The organism is Streptomyces sp. NPDC026538 (assembly GCF_055567535.1).
Genome location: NZ_JBVHQG010000017.1, coordinates 60,187 through 79,826, shown reverse-complemented (window position 1 = coordinate 79,826; position 19,640 = coordinate 60,187). Strand labels below are relative to the sequence as shown.

Here is a 19,640-nt window from a genome sequence, read left to right as displayed (position 1 = left end):
CTGTGAGGCAGCCCACACGGTTCCCCTGCATGGACCACTCCCGGGCGTGGCAGACTGGCCGTGTACCAGAAGCAGCGCACTCCGGGGTCGGTGAAACTCCGAACCGGCGGTTATAGTCCGCGACCCGTCCGCTTCCAGCGGCCGGTTGACCAGGTGAAATTCCTGGACCGACGGTTAAAGTCCGGATGGGAGGCAGTGCGCGGCGGGCGAGCATGTATCTGTGCGCGCCGCCGTATCTGGTCTCGTCCGTGACGGACGGGACCTTGTCGGCGTCGCTCCCGGTGTGCTCTTCCGTCCTTTCTGTCGTTCGTCGACAGGCCCCGGAGTCCGTGCCCCGTTGAGGCAGGAGGACCCGGGAAGTGTTCACCGGAATCGTCGAAGAGCTGGGTGAGATCACCGCCGTCGAGAACCTCGGCGACGCCTCCCGTTTCCGGCTCCGTGGCCCCGTAGTGACCGAGGGCGCACAGCACGGCGACTCCATCGCCGTGAACGGGGTCTGTCTGACCGTCGTGGAGCACGACGGCGACGAGTTCACCGCCGACGTCATGCAGGAGACCCTCAAGCGCTCCTCCCTCGGCGCGCTGGACGTCGGCTCCCGCGTCAACCTGGAGCGCCCCACCGCCGTCGGCTCCCGGCTCGGCGGCCACATCGTGCAGGGCCACGTCGACGGCACCGGTCAGGTGCTGGCGCGCACGCCCTCCGAGAACTGGGAGATCGTCAAGGTCTCGCTCCCGGCCGACCTCGCGCGGTACGTCGTCGAGAAGGGCTCCATCACCGTCGACGGCATCAGCCTCACCGTCGTCGAGGCCGGCCCCGACTACTTCACCGTCAGCCTCATCCCGACCACCTTGGACCTGACCACGCTCGGCCGCAAGCAGCCCGGCGACCCGGTCAACCTCGAGGTCGACATCGTCGCCAAGTACGTGGAGCGCCTGCTCGCGAACACGCGGGGAGCAGGCCGGTGAACTGGCTGAACTCCGAGGCCTTCGTCCTGTTCGGCCAGCACATCCTCTGGTCGGACATGATCGGCAACATCCTCGGCCTGGTCGCCCTCGCCCTCGGCTGGCGCCGCAACCTGTGGAGCTGGCCGGTCCAGTTCGCCTCCGGCCTCATCCTCTTCGGCGCCTTCTACGGCCACCTCACCGGCAGCGCCGGCAAGCAGGCCGTCGTCATGGTCGTCGCGTTGTACGGCTGGTGGCAGTGGAACCGCAACAAGGGCCGGGCCGAAGACGGCGGTGACGGCCACATCGCCCCCCGGTTCGCCACCTGGCGCGAACGCGGCGCGATGGTCGCCGCCGCGGCCGTCGGCACCGTCGCCGTCGCCCTGCTCTTCAAGGCCTACCCGTCCCTGTCCTGGGACCCCTGGCCGGACGCCTACATCTTCGTCGGCACCGTCGTCGCCATGTACGCCCAGGCCCGCGGCATGGTCGAGTTCTGGATCGCCTGGCTCCTGGTCGACCTGGTCGGCGTCCCCCTCAACTTCGCCAACGGCTATGCCTTCTCCGGCTTCGTCTACGTCATCTACGGCGCGCTCGTCCTGTGGGGCATGCGCGACTGGTGGCTGCGCTCCCGCCAGGGCTCGCGGCCCGCTCTGGAAGGGGCACCCGCATGACCGCCCACCCGTCGCCCGCCACCACCCCACACGAGACGCTTCGCGCCGTCCCTCTTGTCCCACCGATTCTCTACCGCACCGACGGCGTCGAGGACCTCACCCTCGACCCGGTCGAGCAGGCCATCGCCGACATCGCGGCCGGCCGCCCGATCGTGGTCGTCGACGACGAGGACCGCGAGAACGAGGGCGACCTCGTCATCGCCGCCGAGAAGGCCACCCCCGAGATCATCGCGTTCATGATGAGCGAGTGCCGCGGCCTGATCTGCGCCCCCATGGAGGGCGCCGAACTCGACCGGCTCCAGCTGCCGCAGATGGTCGACGACAACACCGAGTCCATGAAGACCGCGTTCACCGTCTCCGTGGACGCCTCCGCCGCGCACGGTGTCACCACCGGCATCTCCGCCGCTGACCGCGCCACCACGCTCCAGCTGCTGGCGAGCGGCGGCGCCGAGCCGACGGACTTCGTCCGCCCCGGCCACGTCTTCCCGCTGCGCGCCCGGCCCGGCGGCGTCCTCACCCGCGACGGCCACACCGAGGCCGCGGTCGACCTGGCCCGGCTCGCGGGCCTGCGCCCGGCCGGTGCCATCGTCGAGATCGCCGGTGAGGACGGCCGTATGCTCCGGCTCCCCGAGCTGATCCCGTTCGCCCGCAAGCACGGCCTGACGATCATCTCCATCGCCGACCTGATCACCTACCGCCGCTCCGCCGAGCCCACCGTCCGCCGCGAGGCCGAGGTCAACCTGCCCACCAAGCACGGGACCTTCACGGCGTACGGCTACCGCTCCACCACCGACGGCGTCGAGCATGTCGCCCTCGTCCACGGCGAGATCGGCGACGGCGAGGACGTCCTGGTCCGGGTGCACTCCGAGTGCCTCACCGGAGACGTCTTCGGCTCCGCCCGCTGCGACTGCGGCCCCCAGCTCGACGCAGCCCTGGACCGCATCCAGGACGAGGGCCGGGGTGTCGTCGTCTACCTGCGCGGACACGAGGGACGCGGCATCGGGCTGCTGTCCAAGCTGCGCGCCTACGAACTCCAGGAGCGCGGCCGCGACACCCTCGACGCCAACCTCGAACTCGGCCTGCCCGCAGACGCCCGGGACTACGGCGCCGGCGCCCAGATCCTGGCCGACCTCGGCGTGCACAGCGTGCGCCTGATGACCAACAACCCCGACAAGAGCGACGCGCTGCTCAGCCACGGCCTCAAGATCATCGGCCGGGAGCCGATGCCCGTACAGGCGGGCGAGCACAACCTCCGCTACCTGCGCACCAAGCGGGACCGGATGGGCCACGACCTGCCCTGGCTGGACACCCCCGCCGTGTCCGGCTGCGGCAACCAGTAAAGAAACAGCACTGAGGAGAGACGTGAGCGGCAAGGGTGCACCGGAGTTGTCCGTACGCAATGTCAGCGACCTGCGGGTCGCCGTCATCGCGGCCCAGTGGCACGAAAAGGTGATGGACGGTCTGGTGGACGGCGCCCTGCGCGCCCTGCGCGACCTGGGGATCGACGAGCCGACCCTGCTGCGGGTCCCCGGCAGCTGGGAGCTCCCGGTCGCCGCCAAGGTCCTCGCGGGCCGCGGCTACGACGCGGTGGTCGCCCTCGGCGTCGTCATCCGCGGCGGCACCCCCCACTTCGAGTACGTGTGCCAGGGCGTCACCCAGGGCCTCACCCAGGTCTCCGTCGAGACCGGTGTCCCGGTCGGCTTCGGCCTGCTCACCTGCGACAACGAGGAGCAGGCCCTGGACCGGGCCGGCCTGGAGGGCTCCAACGAGGACAAGGGCCACGAGGCGGTGACGGCGGCGGTCGCGACGGCGGCCACCCTCCGCTCAGTATCTGAACCCTGGCACTGAGCGACGCCGCGTTTGGCGTAGTCTGGCGCTCACCATGTCCAACAAGACTTTCGAGGAGCTCTTCACCGAGCTCCAGCACAAGGCCGCCCACGGCGACCCCGCCACGTCCCGCACCGCCGAGCTGGTCGGGAAGGGGGTCCATGCCATCGGCAAGAAGGTCGTCGAAGAGGCCGCCGAGGTCTGGATGGCCGCCGAGTACGAGGGCAAGGAAGCAGCCGCCGAGGAGATCTCGCAGCTGCTGTACCACGTCCAGGTGATGATGGTCGCCCGCGGAATCTCGCTGGACGACGTCTACGCCCACCTGTAGAACCTTTCCGACAAATCCCCCTTTTCGAGCAAAGGAAGCCGACCTCATGCTGCGCATCGCCGTCCCCAACAAGGGTTCCCTCTCAGGCCCTGCGGGGGACATGCTGCATGAGGCCGGCTACCGGCAGCGCAGGGAGTCCAAGGAACTCCGCATCGTCGACCCGGTCAACGACGTCGAGTTCTTCTACCTGCGTCCCCGGGACATCGCGATCTACGTCTCCTCCGGCCGCCTCGACATCGGCATCACCGGCCGTGACCTGCTCATCGACTCCGGCGCCCACGCCGAGGAGATCCTGCCGCTCGGCTTCGCCCGCTCCACCTTCCGTTTCGCCTCCAAGCCGGGCGCGGCCGACGGCCTGGCGGACCTGAAGGGCAAGACGGTCGCCACCTCCTACGAGGGCATCGTCGCCAAGCACCTCGCCGACAGCGGTGTCGAAGCCTCCGTCGTCCACCTGGACGGCGCCGTCGAGACCGCCATCGAACTGGGTGTCGCCGAGGTCATCGCCGACGTCGTCGAGACCGGCACCTCGCTGCGCAACGCGGGTCTGGAGGTCTTCGGCGAGCCGATCATGACCTCCGAGGCGATCGTCATCCGCCGGGCCGGCGCCGACATCGAGGAACCAAAGGTCCAGCAGTTCCTGCGGCGCCTCCAGGGCGTCCTGGTCGCGCGGACGTACGTGATGATGGACTACGACTGCCGGGTCGAGCAGCTGGAGAAGGCCGTCGCCCTCACCCCGGGCCTGGAGTCCCCGACCGTCTCCCCGCTGCACAACGAGGGCTGGGTCGCCGTCCGTGCCATGGTTCCCACCAAGGACGCGCAGCGGATCATGGACGACCTGTACGACATCGGCGCCCGCGCCATCCTGACCACGGCCATCCACGCCTGCCGCCTCTGAAACGCCCGCGAGAGATGTCCGAGCTTCCTTCCCTTCCCGTCACCTTCCGGCCGGGCCACACCCGCGTGATCCTGCTCACCGCGGGCGCCGCCATGTTCGCCACCATCTCCGGGGTCGCGCTGCTCCTCGAACAGCTCGGCCCGGGGGAGCAGCTCAGCTTCGTCCTCACCGGCGCGCTGATCTTCTGGGCGCTGGCCCAGCTGGCCCGGGTGAAGGTGGTCGCCGACGAGTCCGGGGTCACCGTCGTCAACATCGCCAGCAAGCGGCGGCTGGAGTGGGCGGAGATCGTCCAGGTGAACCTCCGCCCGGGTGACCCGTGGGTGTTCCTGAACCTCAGCGACGGCACCAGCCTGCCCGCGCTCGGCATCCAGCCGGGCATCGCCAAGCAGCGCGCCATCGCCGACGCCAAGGCCCTGCGGGCCCTCGCCGAGGCCCACGCGATCCACGACCCCGAGCAGCACCAGGGCTGAAATCACGCAACTTCGGGGCCACCTCGGGGTCGTCCACACTGCCGTTGTGGGCCCTGTCTTGATTAATCTGTTGGCGGAGGCTTTTCACGTCCCGCCTCCACCCCTGTCGCGCGCCCTGCGCACAGGGGTTCCTGCTACCCGAGGAGTGACCCTCTCCGGCGATGGACGGATCGTCCTGTAGTACCTGCGCCGCCCCCTCCCGACATACCGCGGACCCCCCATTCGAGGTCCGCGACGATGCGGAGGCGGCGGCATCATGACCACCCCCCTGCTGCTCCTGGCAGCCGCGTTCCTGCTCATCCTCGCCAACGGCTTCTTCGTGGCCGCCGAGTTCGGCCTGGTGACCGTGGAGCGACCCGAGGCCGAGAAGGCCGCCGCCGACGGCGACAAGCGCGCCGGTACGGTCGTCGAGTCGCTGAGGGAACTGTCCTTCCAGCTCTCCGGCACCCAGCTCGGCATCACCATCACCTCCCTGGTCGTCGGCATGCTCGCCGAACCGGCACTGGCCGAGCTGCTGCGCGGCCCGTTCACCGCGATCGGACTCCCCGAGGGCGCCGTCTCCGGTGTCTCGGTCGTCATCGGCATGCTGCTGGCCTCGGCGATCCAGATGGTGATCGGCGAACTCGTGCCCAAGAACTGGGCGGTCTCCAAGCCGCTCCAGGTCGCGCGCTTCGTCGCCGGCCCGCAGGCCCGCTTCTCGCGCCTGTTCCGCCCGGTCATCGCCGCGCTGAACACGGTCGCCAACCGGCTCGTCCGCGCCCTCGGCGTCGAACCCGCCGAGGAACTGGCCTCCGCCCGCACCCCGGGCGAGCTGGTCTCGCTGGCCCGGCACTCCGCGCAGGCCGGCGCGCTGGAGCAGGACACGGCGGACCTGTTCGTCCGCACCCTGTCCTTGGGGGAGCTGACCGCGCAGCACGTCATGACCCCCCGAGTGAAGGTCAGCGCGCTCCAGGACTCGGCGACCGCCGAGGACGTGGTCAACCTCACCCGGGCCACCGGCCTGTCCCGCTTCCCGGTCTACCGGGAGAAGATCGACGAGATCGTCGGCATGGCCCACCTCAAGGACGCCCTGGCGGTCTCGGTCCACGACCGGCTCCGCACTCCCGTCGGGCGCATCGCCCGCAAGGCGCTGCTCGTCCCCGAGACCCTGCCGGTCCAGCCGTTGCTCGCCCGGCTCCGCTCCGAGCAGCCCATCGCGGTCGTCGTCGACGAGTACGGCGGTACGGCCGGGGTGGTCACCCTGGAGGACATCGTCGAGGAACTCGTCGGCGAGGTCCGCGACGAGCACGACAGCCCGGACGCGCCGGAACTCGCGGCCGCCCCGCCGCAGGACGGCAAGCCCGCCTGGGACGTCGACGGCAGTGTCCGCGTCGACATCCTCCAGCGGATAGGCCTCGACGTGCCCGAGGGCCCGTACGAGACGGTCGCCGGCCTGGTCGCCGACCTGCTCGGCCGGATCCCGGCGCCCGGCGACCGGGCCGAGCTGCCCGGCTGGCGGCTGTCGGTCCGCCGGGTCGGCCACTACCGCGCCGAGCGGGTCCGCCTGGTCCGCACCGCCCCCGCCGTCGCGGAGGCCGTCCGATGAGCGTCCTCCAACTGGTCTTCGCCGCCCTGCTGGTGCTCACCAACGGCTTCTTCGTGGGCGCGGAGTTCGCCCTGGTCTCGGTCCGCCGCAGCCAGATCGAACCGCTGGGCACGGCCAGGGCACGCCAGGTCCTCTACGGCCTGGAACGCCTCCCGCAGATGATGGCCGCGGCCCAGTTCGGCATCACCGTCTGCTCGCTGACGCTGGGCGCGGTGGCCGAGCCGACCGTGGCGCACCTGCTGGAGCCGGTGTTCGAGGCCGTGCACCTGCCCGAGGGCGTGATCCACCCGCTGGGCTATGTGATCGCGCTGGCCGGAGTCGTCTTCTTCCACCTCGTCATCGGCGAGATGGTGCCGAAGAACCTGGCGATGGCGGCGCCCGAGAAGGCGGCGCTGTGGCTGAGCCCCGGCCTGGTGGCGTTCGCCCGTGTGTGCCGGCCGATCACGGTCGCCCTGGGCGCCTGTGCCCAGGGCATCCTGAAGCTGTTCCGGGTAGAGCCGAAGGACGAGGTCGAGGCCGTCGTCACCAGCGAGCAGCTCAACCGGCTGCTCGAGGACTCCGGCCAGGCGGGCCTTCTCGATCCGGAGGAGCAGGAGCGGCTGGAGGACGCGCTGGAACTGGGCTCCCGCCCGGTGACGGACGTACTCCTGCGCCGCGAGTCCCTGATCACGGTCCCTCCGTCCGTCACCCCGGGGCAGATCGTCGAGCTCACCGCCCGCACCGGTTACTCCCGCTTCCCGGTCTCCGCCGAGTCCGGTGCGTTCATGGGCTACGTGCACGTGAAGGACGTACTCGACCTGGAGGACTCGGACCGGGCGGTGCCGCAGCAGCTGTGGCGCCCGATGACGACCCTGCGGGCCGAGCTGCCCCTCGACGACGCGCTCACGGTGATGCGCCGTGCCGCGACGCACCTGGCGCAGGTGGCCGACGGCCACGGCAGGGTCCTGGGGCTGGCGGCGCTGGAGGACGTGCTGGAACTGCTGGTGGGCGAGGTGACGGACCCGGCACACCGGGAGGAACGGCCGACCAGGCCGCCCGAGCCCCGGGCCAGCGGCGAGCCGGAGGAAGTCGCGGTGGGCTGAGCATCACGGGGAGCCGCGTCCCGGCGACGGCCGGTCACGCGGCTCCCCGCGTCCCACCAGGGGCACCGCGCCTCGACGTGGTGGAGGTACCGACGTCGGGCCGCCCATGAGCGCTGCCGTCAGGGCATGCGCGAGCCCGAACAGCCACCCACCCCCTCCTTGGGCGCACGCAGGTATGCCGCGTTTGCAATTAACCGGCGTCTGCAATTATTGTGGTCGTGTCTTCGGCACCCCCGAATTCGTCAAGGAAGGCCTGCTGCCCGACGTCGCCGCAGGCTTGGGCCGCACCCCGCGCCGCCGCCGCGCAGTCCGCGCTCCGGCCACGGGCGGCCGCCCGTCGCCGCGCACCACTGGCCGCGCGCCGACGACGAACAACACGGACCATCGACTACGTACCCACGGACGATCGCCCCCGGCGCCTTTGGCGACCCGTGTGATCGACAAGGACAGGGAGAACTTCGTGACCTCCATCCCCGCCGTCACCCTCAACAACGGCGTCACCATGCCGCAGCTCGGCTTCGGTGTCTTCCAGGTCCCCGACGAGGAGACCACCGCCGCCGTCGCCGGCGCCCTGCGGGCCGGCTACCGCAGCATCGACACGGCCGCGATCTACGGCAACGAGCGCGGCGTGGGTCAGGCGCTCGCCGACTCCGGCATCGCCCGCGACGAGCTGTTCGTCACCACCAAGCTGTGGAACACCGATCAGGGCTACGACACCACGCTCGCGGCCTTCGACGCCTCCCTGGACAAGCTCGGCCTGGACCACGTCGACCTGTACCTCATCCACTGGCCGACCCCGGCCCGCGACCTGTACCTCGACACGTGGCGTGCGCTGGAGAAGCTGTACGCCGACGGGCGCACCCGTGCCATCGGAGTCTCCAACTTCCAGCCCTCGCACCTGGAGCGCCTGCTCGGTGCCGCCGCCGTCGTCCCGGCCGTGAACCAGATCGAGCTCCATCCGGGCCTCCAGCAGGCCGAGCTGCGCGAGTTCCACGCCCGGCACGGCATCGTCACCGAGGCGTGGAGCCCGCTCGCCCAGGGCGCCGTCCTCGATGACGAGGCGGTCACCGCGATCGCCGCCGCGCACGGCAAGAGCCCGGCCCAGGTCGTGCTGCGCTGGCACCTGCAGATCGGCAACGTGGTCATCCCGAAGTCGGTCACGGAGACCCGTATCCGCGAGAACTTCGACGTGTTCGACTTCGAGCTCGGCCCGCAGGAGATCGACGCGCTCACCGCACTCGACCGCGGCCTGCGCACGGGCCCGGACCCCGACACCCTCAACTAGCCGGCACCCGGGCCGACACCCCACCACCAACGACGCCCCCGCTTCGTACCCCCCACGCGGCAACGCAGATTGAGGCACCACCATGAGCATCCGCTCCCTCCTGCCGGGCCGTATCGGCTTCGGCACCGCACCGCTCGGCAACATGTTCCGCGCCATTCCCGACGACGAGGCCGCCGCCACCGTGCAGGCCGCCTGGGACCAGGGCATCCGCTACTTCGACACCGCGCCCCTGTACGGCGCGGGACTGGCGGAGATCCGGCTCGGCGAGGTCCTCGCCGACAAGCCGCGCGACGAGTACGTCCTGTCCACCAAGGTCGGCCGGGTCGTCCTCGACGAGGTCGAGGACCCCGCGAGCCGTGAACTCGGCGAGAAGGGCGCTCTGTTCGAGCACGGCCGTCCCAACAAGATGGTCAACGACTACAGCGCGGACGCGACGCTGCGCTCCGTCGAGGACAGCCTGAAGCGCCTCAGGACGGACCGCCTCGACATCGTCTGGGTGCACGACGTCGCCCAGGACTTCTACGGCGACGACTGGGTCGGCGTGTACGAGAGCGCCCGCACCGGCGCTTTCCGCGCCCTGACCCGCCTGCGCGACGAAGGCGTCATCAAGGCCTGGGGCCTCGGCGTCAACAAGGTCGAGCCGCTGGAGATGACGCTGGACCTGGACGAGCCGCAGCCCGACGCGTTCCTGCTGGCCGGCCGCTACACGCTGCTCGACCACTCGCGCGCCCTCCAGCGCCTGCTGCCGGCCGCGGCCGGGCAGAACGTCGACATCGTGGTCGGCGGCCCCTACAGCTCCGGCATCCTCGCCGGCGGCAGCCACTTCGAGTACGCCGAGGCGCCCGCGCACATCGTGGACAAGGTCGGCCGGATCAAGGTGCTCGCGCAGCAGCACGGCATCGGCATCAAGTCCGCCGCGCTCCAGTTCGTGCTGGCCCACCCCGCCGTCGCCGCGGCCATTCCCGGCGCGACCCGGCCCAGCCGTATCGCCGAGGACCTCGCCGCGCTCGTCGAGCCCGTCCCGTACGGCTTCTGGAAGGCCCTGCGCGAGCAGAAGATCATCGCGCACGACGCGCCGGTACCCCTGAAGGACGCCTCGTGACCGCCGCCCGCGCCACCCTCGACGTGCGGCAGTCCGCCGACCGGGTCTGGCGGCTCATCGGCGGCTTCCACGCCCTGCCCGACTGGCTGCCGTACATCACGCGGAGCCGGTCGAGCGAGGGCGGCCGGCTGCGCACGCTGACGAACGCCGAGGGCGCCGTCATCGTCGAACGCCTCCAAGCCTTCGACGAGACAGCCCGCAGTTACACCTACTCGATCGAGCAGGCCCCCTTCCCCGTCACGGATTACCGTTCCACGCTGCAGGTCGTCGACCGCGGCGGCGACGGATGCCGGGTGGAGTGGTCGGGCACGTTCACCGCGGACGGTGTCACCGACGCCGAGGCGACCGCGCTCTTCGAGGGCATCTACCGGGACGGCCTGGCCGCTCTGGCGGAGACCCTCGCCGCCTGACCGGGGCGGGCGCCGGCTGCCGAGAGCGGCCGGGATCCCGGCGATCCCGGCCCTCCCGGTCAGGCATGCCGCGGCGGCGGGGCGCGGCTCACACCGGCGTGGCCGTGTCACCCGGAGGCCGGCGGAGCAGGTGCAGACAGACGACCGAGGCGACGACGGTCCGCCGATCGGAGGCGTCCAGGCGGGCGTCCACCTCGACCACGTACTGCTGCAACCCGATCCACGAGTCGATGGTGCTCACCGTGACCCGGCCGAGGATCTCCGGCGCCGGGCCTGCTTCCGGATCGGTCTCCGTGAGATGCCACTCGGCGTACAGGAGGCCAGGCCGCGCGAGGAGGAGCCGGCGTCCCCCCTCCGTCCGGAGGCCCAGTCGGCGGGACTTGACGAGTCCATGGGCATCGACGGTGCCGACCTCCCGGTCCGCGGCATCGACGAAGCGGAACCGCGCCGGTCCGAACTGCTCGATACGGACGATGAACTCGCCGGACGTCCCGGTGAGGACGGAGTGCGCGTCGTCGGTGTACGTGACGTGGCCGAGCGGGGTCCCCGTCGCGGTGGACAGGACCAGGCCTGGCCCCGTGTATCTGCGCCACCATGACCGCTTCGGCTGCCCCACCACGACGGTCTCCAGCTCGAACAGACCGGCCTGCGGCATCGGTCCTTCTTCGCCCACCACGGCATCCCCCTCGACCCGGTACGTCTCCCGCCACCTGGCAGGGCACGCCGACCGGGCGGTGCCTGAGCGGTAGCGCAGGAGACGCGCACCTACATACCGGCCGGATCCTGCGGCCCCCGCCCCGACAGCACTTCCCCGTAGGCCTGCATCAGGTCCGGCAGCCGCAACGTCGCCAGGTCGTCCCGCGACAGCACCCCCGGATACACCGACAACCGCAGATCCCGATACGCACAGCTCTTCTCGTACAGCGTCCGCAGGAACCGCCCGTTGCCCAGCTCGTCGATCCACCCCTGGTCGACCACGTGCCCGGCGATCGACCGCAGCTCCTCCAGCGCCTCCTCGTCCCACGCGTCACCGTTCTCCGTGGCCAGCACCTCGCCGATCGAGGTCAGCTCCAGGGGCCGGTAGGAGGGAAAGTCCACGCGGGTCGTGAAACGGGAGGAGAGACCGGGGTTGGCGGCCAGCAGCCGGTCCATGCCCTCCGGATAGCCGGCCAGGATCACCACCAGGTGGTCGCGGTTGTCCTCGGCCCGCTTCAGCAGCACCTGCAGGGCCTCGTCGCCGTACGCGTCCCCCTTGCCGTAGCCGGAGTTGGACAGCGAGTACGCCTCGTCCACGAACAGCACCCCGCCGATCGCGGAGTCGATCAGCTCGTTCGCCTTCACGGCGGTCTGGCCGAGGTACTCGCCCACCAGATCGGCCCGCTGCGCCTCCACCAGGTGGTCGCCGCCCAGCAGCCCCAGCGCGTAGAACACCCGCCCGAGGATCCGGGCGACGGTGGTCTTCCCGGTGCCCGACGGCCCGGAGAAGACGAAGTGCCGCTTCGGCGGCTGCACCGGCAGCCCCTGACCGGCCCGCAGCCGGGCCATGTTCAACTGTGCCGACAGCGCCTTGACCTGCCGCTTCACGGGCTCAAGCCCGACCATGCGCTCCAGCTCGGCGAGCGCCTCCTCGAGTAACGCGGGGTCGGTCGGCCCGGCCGGCAGCGGAGGCGAGGGCGCGACCTTCTCGCGCACCGCCGGATCGACCACCGACGGCATCGCCCCGGCCGGCGGCTCCGCCTCCCCGAACCGCAGATCGCGACCTTCCGCGCCGAAGAGCGGGTCGAGCATGTCCGGCCCGTCCACGACGTCCTGACCGGCGCCGGTGAGCGTGATCGCAGCGAGGTCGGCGCTGTCGTCGTACCCGTCGCCCTCGGCGATCGCGGCCAGCCGCGCCGAGGTGTCCATGAACGCGGGGTCGACCCGGTGCACGGCCCGGTAGAGGGGGAGCGCGGCGGCGCTGCGCCCGGTGCCCTCGTGCGCCCGCGCCAGCCAGTAGCGCAGTTCCTTGCGCTGCGGCTGCTCGCTGCGGCAGCGCATCAGCGCCGCCGACAGCAACGGTTCGGCCTGGCCGTACATTTCGAGGCGGACCCGGGCCATGCCGCCGAAGAGGCCCGCCTCGATGCCCAGCATGGGATCGTCGAGGAGCGGGTCGGTGTGCCGTACCAACTGCTCCCAGTCCTTGACCAGATAGGCCCGGCAGGCGTGCAGGAAGCGGACCTGGGGGTCGGCGTCCACGGGCGGCAGCCCGGCGAGGGCCCGGTCGAGTTCCGGGACGTGCCGGCCGTCCAGCCAGTGGGAAGCATGGGCAAGCAGCAGATCGCGTGGGTTCTCCAGGACCGGCTGCACCCACCAGCCCAGCCAGTACCAGGAGTTGAGCGCACGGCGGTGCCGGGCGCGCTGATCGCCGAAGCGGTCCCGGTGGCGGAACATTCTGAGCAGCGCGGTCGTCGTGTCGACGCGCAGCGCGTGCAGTCCGAGCCAGGCGTCGGCCATCCCGGGATCCATCCGTACCGCGGCCCGGAACTCCTCCTCCGCCTGCGGATAGGCGCCCATCGTGTAGGCGTCCACGCCTCGCACCCAGGCGAGGTCGGCCGGGGCCTCGAGGCCCTGCGTGCCGAATTCCATCACGTCCCCCACAAACCGTGCCCCCGTGGTTGGCCCCCGGGCTCCCCCCGATGGCCGCCGTTGGTCGAACCGCTGTGCCGCGGACCGGAGTTGCAGATGCGCGAAGCAGCCGTTCGAAGGTCGCACCGAGGGCATCGTACCTGCGGTTCCACCGCCCCCGAAGGGTGCCGCACAGGCCGTTTGGCGAGCTGGGAGCAGACCGGGCGCACGTCGCTCGGTGACCGAGGGTGAGCGAGAAAGCGCACGCGGCGCACACAAAAGGGGTAAAGGACAGAACGAAGCCCCCGATCACGGGGGAACAACCGGGGGCCTCGCGTCTGTGGGGCGGCTCCCTAGGGCCGCTCATTCAGAACGTAAGTCCTGTACGGCCCTTGGGTCAAGCCGAGTTGAGGTACTGAGGCAACTTCTTACGGGCGCGTCTTCACAAGTTCAGCACACCGCCGACGGCCCATCACGGTGGGTGACCGACTGGTCCGGTCCAACGGTGTTCTCCTGTCCCGGAAGTACCTCGTACCCCTTCTGTGACTGTGTTACCAAGAGGTCGGCGTAGGGCCTGGAGGGGTCCTCGGCGAAGTGCGCGTGTTCCGCCCTGACCCATTCGACCCAGAAGTCCCGCTGTTCCGTCCCGTCCCGCAGCCTGCCCCGGGTCCAGGACTCCTCCGACGGCATCTCCATCCACAGCAGCCGTGCCAGGAACGGGCGCAGCGCCCGACGCCCGGCGCCGACACCCTCGACGAGGATCACCGGGGCCGGCGGCAGCGGCCGGGGCGGCCCGAAGGCGCGGGCGCGCCAGTCGTAGGGCCTGTAGTGGGCGGTGTCGCCGCGGCCGAGCGGCTCGATCACCTGGGTCAGCAGCCGTCCGGTCCAGGCGAACAGCTCCTCGTGGCTGGCGATGTCGTCGAGATGGAGCACCGGCGCCCCGCCCAGCGCGGTGGCCAGCCGCCCGGCGAAGGTGGTCTTCCCGGAGCCGGCGTGCCCGTCGACGGCGACGAGACGGACCGGGCCGCAGGAGGGCGGCAGGCTCTGGAGCGCGATGGCGAGGCGGTGGATGACGATTCCCGGGGTGTGCTGAGGTGCTGTGTGGTGTGGTGTCGCGCGGTGTGGGGTGTTTTCCGGAAACATTCTAGTAGTGCGGCGCATAGCGGGCGTTTACGGCCTCCGGAAAGTAGCGGCTTGAACTAATTTCGAGCCGTTCTCCGGCGTCCCCGTTAATATTTCCGACCCGCTGACCGATATGTCGAAATCGGACGTTCCCGGTGCGTCCGCCGCTGAGTAGGGTGCCTTCTGCGCGACTGCGAAGCGTCGAACGGGGACGGACAGGGGAAGATGGCCGCGGAGTTATTCGAGGGGCAGTACGTATGGCATCCGGCGGCCGATGACCGCTTGCTCGCGGGTGTTTGCGTGGATGTGCGCGCCGGGAGATATCGCAGCGCCCGCGAGGCCCTGGCCGAGACCCGTGCCGACTTCGCCCTGCGCGCCCACCGATCCCTGGTCCTGGCCTCCGAGGCGGCCGGCACCGACCTGGTCGAGCGCTGGCTGGCCGAGGAGCCGAGCCCCGAGTCCGCGCTGATGTGGGCCCGGGTGGCCGTGCAGCGGGCGATCCGGGCGGCCGACGCCGGCGACGAGCGCGCCGAGGCGCTGGAGCGGATCGCCCTCGCCGCCTGCGACCGGGCCTCCGCCATGAACCCCGCCGATCCCACACCCTGGGCCGCCAAGCTGGCCATGGCCCGGCTGCACCGCCCGCACGACCCCGCCCCGAGCGGCCTGCTGACCTCGCCGCCCGGCCCCTGGCGGCTGTTCGCGCACACGCTCGCCCTCGACCCCTGGCACCGCGAGGCCCACCACCGCTTCCTGTCCTTCTTCTTCACCCGCTACGGCGGTTCGGTCAACGCCGCCTGGGACGTCGCCGCCTTCCTCGCCCAGCGGGCCCCCGCCGACTCGGCGATACGGCTGCTGCCCCTGGTCGCGCTGGTGGAGAGCCACAACCCCACCCAACTGCTCGCCGAGCGGGTCTGGGAACAGCCGCAGTGGCGCGCCACCGCACTGTCGATCTACCACAACTGGCAGCCCGCGGCCGCCGGTTACCGCTTCACCCCGGTGCTCGACCTGGCCTACCTCGCGCACGCCCTGGTCATGGCCCAGTGTGAGTTCGAGGCCCGGGCGGTCTTCACGGCCATGGGGCGGTACGCCTCACGGATGCCCTGGAGCGTCTTCGGAGAGCCCGCCGAGCAGCTCTCCCGGGCCCGCCGAGCCTGCGGCCTGCCCACCCCCTCATAGAGAGACCTCCACAGACCTCGCAGAGAGACCCTCGCAGACCTCGCAGACCTCACAGAGAGACCTTCACAGAGAGAAAGGCCGGTACGTGTCAGAACGCACAGCGGACCCCGTCGCCCTCGACGACGATGCGACCCTGCACGCGATGGGTTATCCGCGGAAACTCACCCGCCGATTCCAGGCGTTCGACAATTTCGCTATCTCCTTCACCATCATCAATATTCTCTCCGGGATCTTCTCGTCCTTCGGATTCGGTATGAACGCGGGCGGCCCCCGCATTCTCGTGTTCGGCTGGATCGGCGTCTGCGTGATGGTGCTGTGCATCGGTGCAGCCATGGCGGAAGTCGCCTCTGCCTATCCGACGAGCGGCGCGCTGTATTTCTCGGCCGGTAAACTCGCCAAACGCCACAAGGGCGCCTGGTCCTGGTACACGGGCTGGCTGAACTTCGTGGGCCAGATCGGCGGTACCGCGGCCACCGGATACGCGGCCGCCACCTTCATCCAGGCCTTCATCGCCCTGCAGTGGTCCTCGTACACCCCGACCGCCCACCAGACGGTCCTGATCACGGCCCTGGTCATCGTGGTCCAGGGGCTCGCCAACACGTACACCGTCCAGCTCGTCGCCGTACTGAACCGCATTTCCGTGTGGTGGCTGCTGATCGGACTCGTGGTGATCGTGAGCACACTGATCGTGATGCCGGCCCAGCATCAGTCGGCATCCTTCGTGACGCATTTCGTGAACAACACCGGCTTCACCAACGGTCTTTACGGCGGCATGCTCGGCCTGCTGGTCACCAGCTGGACCTTCACCGGCTTCGACGGCAGCTTCCACATGTCCGAGGAAACGGTCCGGGCGACCGTGAACGCCCCCAGGGGGATCATCCGCTCGATCGGCTATTCGGCGATCACGGGTCTCGTCCTGATGCTCGCGCTGGTGTACAGCATCGGCGACTACGACAAGGTGGCGAGCTCTTCCGCGCCGCCCGTCCAGATTCTCATCGACGGACTGGGCATGGGCTGGGCGAAGGCGATGCTGCTCGTCGTCATCGGCGCCATGCTCTTCTGCGGTCTCGCCAACCTCACCAGCAACACCCGGCAGATCTTCGCCTTCTCCCGGGACGGCGCCATGCCCGGCTCCCACCTGTGGCACTCGGTCTCGCCCCGCACCCGTACCCCCGTCAAGGCCGTATGGCTCGCGGTGGCCTGCTCCCTCGCCCTGATCGTGCCGGGTTGGTGGTCGCACACGGCGTTCACCGCGATCGTCAGCGTCAACGTCGTCGGGCTGTTCCTCGCCTACGCCGTGCCAGTGTTCCTGCGGCTGCGCCTGGGCGACGAGTTCCAGCCGGGGCCGTGGAACCTGGGCCGCTGGAGCAGGCCGGTGGGCTGGCTGGCGGTCACCTGGATCCTGCTGAGCAGCGTCCTGTTCATGCTGCCGCAGGCCTCGCCGATCACCGTCGACACCTTCAACTACGCGCCGATCGCCCTGGCCGTCGTCCTGGTCGTGGCCACCGCCTGGTGGTTCGCCACCGCCCGCCGCCGCTTCCAGGGTCCGGTCAGCTACGGCCGCCCGGACGAGGTCGCCGCGATGGACCTCATCTGACGGCGGTGCGGGAGGCCCCGGTGGAGGGGCACCGGCGCTGGGCGCCGGGGCCCTTTCAGCGGACGAGACCAATATTGGTGGGCGTGGCATGGGCTGAAGTGCTGGCAGGGGCATGCCCCCTGCTCCATAGTTGGCGCACCGGACCAGCCGCGTCGCGCACACCTGGGGGTCTTCCACCCATGAGCAGAGCCGAACAGCCCTCCCGCAGAACAGTTCTGGCCGCCGCGGCCTCCGTCGCGGCGGCCGCCGTCGCCCAGGGAGTGGTCCCGGCGGTCCCCGCGGCCGCGGCGTCGGACACCGACACCGAGGACACCGGCCGGGCCCGGACCCGCCCGGTCGACTACCACTCGTGGACCACCTACAGCGACTGGCGGACCGGCACCGCCAAGGGCGTCCGGGCCGTCTCCGGGCGCCGTCCCGGCGTGGTGATCGGCACCCCCGCCGGCACCACCTCCTACACCGACCCGCACACCGGCACCACCGCCGGCTGGGAGTACGGCACCTGGACCGGCCCGGTGCGCCGGCTCACCGTGCCCGCCACCGAGACCATCGCCTCCTGGAACGCGGACACCCCGGCCGGCACCTGGATCCAGGTCGAACTGCACGGCACCTACTCCGACGGCACCGCGACCCCCTGGTACGTGATGGGCCGCTGGGCGGCCGGCGACCAGGACATCAGGCGGACCTCGGTGGACGGCCAGACGGACGGCAGGAGCACCATCTGGACGGACACCTTCGCCATCGACGACGCCACCACCGGCCTGCGTCTGACCTCGTACCAGCTGCGCCTGACCCTCTACCGCAGGCCCGGCACCAAGCTCACCCCGACCGTCTGGCGGCTCGGCGCCATGGGCTCCGACATCCCGGACCGCTTCACCGTCCCGGCCTCCGTCCCGGGGCTGGCCCAGGAGCTGAAGGTCCCGCGCTACTCGCAGGAGATCCACAAGGGCCAGTACCCCGAGTACGACAACGGCGGCGAGGCCTGGTGCAGCCCCACCTCCTCGCAGATGATCGTCGAGTACTGGGGCGGCCGGCTCACGCCCGAGCAACTGGCCTGGGTCGACCCGGCGTACGCCGACCCCCAGGTCTGCCACGCGGCCCGCTACACCTACGACTACCAGTACGCGGGCTGCGGCAACTGGCCGTTCAACGCCGCCTACGCGTCCACCTACAAGGACCTGCAGGGCGTGATAACGCGACTCGGCTCGCTCACCGACCTGGAGACGCTGATCGCGGCCGGCATCCCGGCCATAACGTCCCAGTCGTTCCTGGCGAGCGAGCTGACGGGCGCCGGTTACGGCACCTCGGGGCACCTCATGACGGTGATCGGCTTCACCGCGGACGGCGACGTGATCGCCAACGACCCGTGCTCGGCCGACGACGACGCGGTCCGCCGGGTCTATCTGCGGCGGGAGTTCGAAAATATCTGGCTGCGGACCAAGCGGTACAACGCCTCCGGCAAGGTCGCCTCCGGCACCGGGGGCGTCTGCTACCTGTACTTCCCGGCCTGCCCGACCCCGAGCCAGCTCAAGGCGCTCGCGGCGGTGGGCGTGCGCTGACCAGGCACGACGGCGGCCCCCGGACGGACGGGGGCCGCTTTCCTGTGACCAAGCTCTCCGCCGCAAAAGCCGCAATCGGTGGCATGGTGGACGGCATGACCACGCACTCCACCACCGCCGCCCGTGCCCGTACCGGCGGCCCCAAGGACGACGGCCCGAAGGTCCTGGAACACGTCATGGGCTGGACCCTTGTCGTGGTCATCGCCATGTTGGTGACCCAACTCGGGCTGCTGTGACCTGACCCACAACCCGACCTGGCATACTGCGGATGTCCCGCAGCCTGCTGAGACCAGGGTCTAAATTGAATATTAGTCAACAGCGTGCCACCGCCCGTCCCCGGGCGCGCGGCACCGAGCGCTCCGTGGCCCGTCGTGCCGAACTCATCGCCATCGGGCGGAAGTTGTTCGCCGACACCTCGTACGACGCGCTCTCCATGGACGACATCGCCAGGCAGGCGCATGTCGCCAAAGGGCTGATCTACTACTACTTCCAGTCCAAGCGGGGCTACTACCTGGCGATCATCCAGGACTCGGTCGCCGACCTGGTCACCTATGCCGGGAGCGGCGTGGAGCTGCCCCAGGTGGACCGCGTCCACCGCACCATCGACAGCTATCTGCGCTATGCCGAATACCACCAGGCCGCGTACCGCACGATCGTCAGCGGCGGCGTCGGATTCGACGCCGAGGTGCACTCCATCCGCGACGGGGTGCGCGAGGCGATGGTCGGGACCATCGCCGAAGGCGCCTACGGCCGAAGCGACATCGCCCCGCTCGCCAGGATGGGCCTGCTCTCCTGGCTGTGCAGCGTGGAGGGCGCGACCCTCAGCTGGATCGAGCACCCCGAACTCTCCCGCGACACCATGTGCGAACTGCTGGTCAAGACGCTCGGCGGCACCATGCGCGCCATCGAGGAACTGGACCCCGCCTACCCCGCACCGGCCCCGGCCCGCCGGGACGCCTGACACGTACAAGGGGCGGAGGTCTCGT

The 19,640-nt window shown here is 70.5% G+C and carries 20 protein-coding genes and 1 riboswitch; of the genes, 17 read left to right on the top strand and 3 right to left on the bottom strand.

Annotated elements, in window-relative coordinates:
• Positions 1–72: 72 nt before the first annotated feature.
• Positions 73–203, top strand: a riboswitch (FMN riboswitch).
• Positions 204–359: 156 nt separating this feature from the next.
• The 12 genes from ACZ4N4_RS43270 (at position 360) to ACZ4N4_RS43215 (ending at position 10,596) form a co-directional block, all read left to right on the top strand.
• Positions 360–965, top strand: a complete 606-nt coding sequence (locus tag ACZ4N4_RS43270; RefSeq protein WP_467599605.1) for a riboflavin synthase — start codon at positions 360–362, stop codon at positions 963–965.
• Complete coding sequence (gene pnuC, locus ACZ4N4_RS43265) at positions 962–1,612, top strand: nicotinamide riboside transporter PnuC (RefSeq protein ID WP_467599602.1); 651 nt, start codon at positions 962–964, stop codon at positions 1,610–1,612. The genes ACZ4N4_RS43270 and pnuC overlap by 4 nt, the downstream gene beginning before the upstream one ends.
• Positions 1,609–2,952 carry a bifunctional 3,4-dihydroxy-2-butanone-4-phosphate synthase/GTP cyclohydrolase II gene (locus ACZ4N4_RS43260; RefSeq protein ID WP_467599599.1) on the top strand — a complete coding sequence of 448 codons (1,344 nt, stop codon included), beginning with the start codon at positions 1,609–1,611 and terminating at the stop codon, positions 2,950–2,952. Before pnuC ends, ACZ4N4_RS43260 begins: the two co-directional genes overlap by 4 nt.
• A 22-nt stretch (positions 2,953–2,974) precedes the next feature.
• Positions 2,975–3,460 (top strand): 6,7-dimethyl-8-ribityllumazine synthase, encoded by a 486-nt coding sequence (gene ribH / locus ACZ4N4_RS43255; RefSeq protein ID WP_351933793.1) that lies wholly within the window; start codon positions 2,975–2,977, stop codon positions 3,458–3,460.
• A gap of 34 nt (positions 3,461–3,494) precedes the next feature.
• Positions 3,495–3,767 carry a phosphoribosyl-ATP diphosphatase gene (locus ACZ4N4_RS43250; RefSeq protein ID WP_030946750.1) on the top strand — a complete coding sequence of 91 codons (273 nt, stop codon included), beginning with the start codon at positions 3,495–3,497 and terminating at the stop codon, positions 3,765–3,767.
• A 46-nt stretch (positions 3,768–3,813) separates the two neighbouring features.
• Positions 3,814–4,662 (top strand): ATP phosphoribosyltransferase, encoded by an 849-nt coding sequence (gene hisG / locus ACZ4N4_RS43245; protein WP_467599596.1) that lies wholly within the window; start codon positions 3,814–3,816, stop codon positions 4,660–4,662.
• Positions 4,663–4,676: 14 nt separating this feature from the next.
• On the top strand, positions 4,677–5,132 hold the full coding sequence (locus ACZ4N4_RS43240) for a PH domain-containing protein (RefSeq protein ID WP_453576521.1): 456 nt from the start codon (positions 4,677–4,679) through the stop codon (positions 5,130–5,132).
• Between the two features lie 256 nt (positions 5,133–5,388).
• Positions 5,389–6,717, top strand: a complete 1,329-nt coding sequence (locus ACZ4N4_RS43235; RefSeq protein WP_453576523.1) for a hemolysin family protein — start codon at positions 5,389–5,391, stop codon at positions 6,715–6,717.
• Positions 6,714–7,799 carry a hemolysin family protein gene (locus tag ACZ4N4_RS43230; protein ID WP_453576526.1) on the top strand — a complete coding sequence of 362 codons (1,086 nt, stop codon included), beginning with the start codon at positions 6,714–6,716 and terminating at the stop codon, positions 7,797–7,799. The genes ACZ4N4_RS43235 and ACZ4N4_RS43230 overlap by 4 nt, the downstream gene beginning before the upstream one ends.
• A 502-nt stretch (positions 7,800–8,301) precedes the next feature.
• A complete protein-coding gene (locus ACZ4N4_RS43225) occupies positions 8,302–9,084 on the top strand; it encodes an aldo/keto reductase (protein ID WP_467599692.1) in 783 nt (260 codons plus the stop codon).
• Between the two features lie 82 nt (positions 9,085–9,166).
• On the top strand, positions 9,167–10,186 hold the full coding sequence (locus tag ACZ4N4_RS43220) for an aldo/keto reductase (protein WP_467599592.1): 1,020 nt from the start codon (positions 9,167–9,169) through the stop codon (positions 10,184–10,186).
• On the top strand, positions 10,183–10,596 hold the full coding sequence (locus ACZ4N4_RS43215; RefSeq protein ID WP_467599589.1) for an SRPBCC family protein: 414 nt from the start codon (positions 10,183–10,185) through the stop codon (positions 10,594–10,596). Before ACZ4N4_RS43220 ends, ACZ4N4_RS43215 begins: the two co-directional genes overlap by 4 nt.
• 88 nt (positions 10,597–10,684) lie before the next feature.
• Here the strand turns inward: ACZ4N4_RS43215 and ACZ4N4_RS43210 are convergent, their stop codons facing one another.
• The 3 genes from ACZ4N4_RS43210 to ACZ4N4_RS43200 form a co-directional block, all read right to left on the bottom strand.
• A complete protein-coding gene (locus ACZ4N4_RS43210; RefSeq protein WP_467599586.1) occupies positions 10,685–11,251 on the bottom strand; it encodes a hypothetical protein in 567 nt (188 codons plus the stop codon).
• A 110-nt stretch (positions 11,252–11,361) separates the two neighbouring features.
• Entirely contained in the window at positions 11,362–13,221 is a 1,860-nt protein-coding gene (locus tag ACZ4N4_RS43205) for an AAA family ATPase (RefSeq protein WP_467599583.1), read from the bottom strand.
• A 429-nt stretch (positions 13,222–13,650) separates the two neighbouring features.
• Positions 13,651–14,343: a uridine kinase family protein gene (locus ACZ4N4_RS43200; protein ID WP_467599581.1), complete on the bottom strand. Its 693-nt coding sequence runs from the start codon at positions 14,341–14,343 to the stop codon at positions 13,651–13,653.
• Positions 14,344–14,547: 204 nt separating this feature from the next.
• On the opposite strand from ACZ4N4_RS43200, the gene ACZ4N4_RS43195 reads away from it, so the two are divergent.
• The 5 genes from ACZ4N4_RS43195 to ACZ4N4_RS43175 all read left to right on the top strand — a co-directional run bounded on the left by ACZ4N4_RS43195 (position 14,548) and on the right by ACZ4N4_RS43175 (position 19,615).
• Positions 14,548–15,498 carry a hypothetical protein gene (locus tag ACZ4N4_RS43195; RefSeq protein ID WP_467599578.1) on the top strand — a complete coding sequence of 317 codons (951 nt, stop codon included), beginning with the start codon at positions 14,548–14,550 and terminating at the stop codon, positions 15,496–15,498.
• Between the two features lie 142 nt (positions 15,499–15,640).
• Positions 15,641–17,095: an amino acid permease gene (locus ACZ4N4_RS43190; RefSeq protein WP_467599689.1), complete on the top strand. Its 1,455-nt coding sequence runs from the start codon at positions 15,641–15,643 to the stop codon at positions 17,093–17,095.
• Positions 17,096–17,274: 179 nt separating this feature from the next.
• A complete protein-coding gene (locus ACZ4N4_RS43185; protein WP_467599575.1) occupies positions 17,275–18,654 on the top strand; it encodes a peptidase C39 family protein in 1,380 nt (459 codons plus the stop codon).
• 95 nt (positions 18,655–18,749) lie between these two features.
• A complete protein-coding gene (locus ACZ4N4_RS43180) occupies positions 18,750–18,890 on the top strand; it encodes an SCO1431 family membrane protein (RefSeq protein WP_351735532.1) in 141 nt (46 codons plus the stop codon).
• Positions 18,891–18,955: 65 nt separating this feature from the next.
• Positions 18,956–19,615: a TetR/AcrR family transcriptional regulator gene (locus ACZ4N4_RS43175; RefSeq protein ID WP_467599572.1), complete on the top strand. Its 660-nt coding sequence runs from the start codon at positions 18,956–18,958 to the stop codon at positions 19,613–19,615.
• Positions 19,616–19,640: the final 25 nt, after the last annotated feature.

Bases quoted from the DNA above. Each gene is read 5' to 3' on its own strand.
- ACZ4N4_RS43260 (WP_467599599.1), top strand. From the start codon at position 1,609: ATGACCGCCCACCCGTCGCCCGCCACCACCCCACACGAGACGCTTCGC.
- ACZ4N4_RS43250 (WP_030946750.1), top strand. From the start codon at position 3,495: ATGTCCAACAAGACTTTCGAGGAGCTCTTCACCGAGCTCCAGCACAAG.
- hisG (WP_467599596.1), top strand. From the start codon at position 3,814: ATGCTGCGCATCGCCGTCCCCAACAAGGGTTCCCTCTCAGGCCCTGCG.
- ACZ4N4_RS43240 (WP_453576521.1), top strand. From the start codon at position 4,677: ATGTCCGAGCTTCCTTCCCTTCCCGTCACCTTCCGGCCGGGCCACACC.
- ACZ4N4_RS43235 (WP_453576523.1), top strand. From the start codon at position 5,389: ATGACCACCCCCCTGCTGCTCCTGGCAGCCGCGTTCCTGCTCATCCTC.
- ACZ4N4_RS43230 (WP_453576526.1), top strand. From the start codon at position 6,714: ATGAGCGTCCTCCAACTGGTCTTCGCCGCCCTGCTGGTGCTCACCAAC.
- ACZ4N4_RS43225 (WP_467599692.1), top strand. From the start codon at position 8,302: ATGCCGCAGCTCGGCTTCGGTGTCTTCCAGGTCCCCGACGAGGAGACC.
- ACZ4N4_RS43220 (WP_467599592.1), top strand. From the start codon at position 9,167: ATGAGCATCCGCTCCCTCCTGCCGGGCCGTATCGGCTTCGGCACCGCA.
- ACZ4N4_RS43210 (WP_467599586.1), bottom strand. From the start codon at position 11,251: ATGCCGCAGGCCGGTCTGTTCGAGCTGGAGACCGTCGTGGTGGGGCAG.
- ACZ4N4_RS43205 (WP_467599583.1), bottom strand. From the start codon at position 13,221: ATGGAATTCGGCACGCAGGGCCTCGAGGCCCCGGCCGACCTCGCCTGG.
- ACZ4N4_RS43200 (WP_467599581.1), bottom strand. From the start codon at position 14,343: ATGTTTCCGGAAAACACCCCACACCGCGCGACACCACACCACACAGCA.
- ACZ4N4_RS43195 (WP_467599578.1), top strand. From the start codon at position 14,548: ATGGCCGCGGAGTTATTCGAGGGGCAGTACGTATGGCATCCGGCGGCC.
- ACZ4N4_RS43190 (WP_467599689.1), top strand. From the start codon at position 15,641: ATGGGTTATCCGCGGAAACTCACCCGCCGATTCCAGGCGTTCGACAAT.
- ACZ4N4_RS43185 (WP_467599575.1), top strand. From the start codon at position 17,275: ATGAGCAGAGCCGAACAGCCCTCCCGCAGAACAGTTCTGGCCGCCGCG.
- ACZ4N4_RS43180 (WP_351735532.1), top strand. From the start codon at position 18,750: ATGACCACGCACTCCACCACCGCCGCCCGTGCCCGTACCGGCGGCCCC.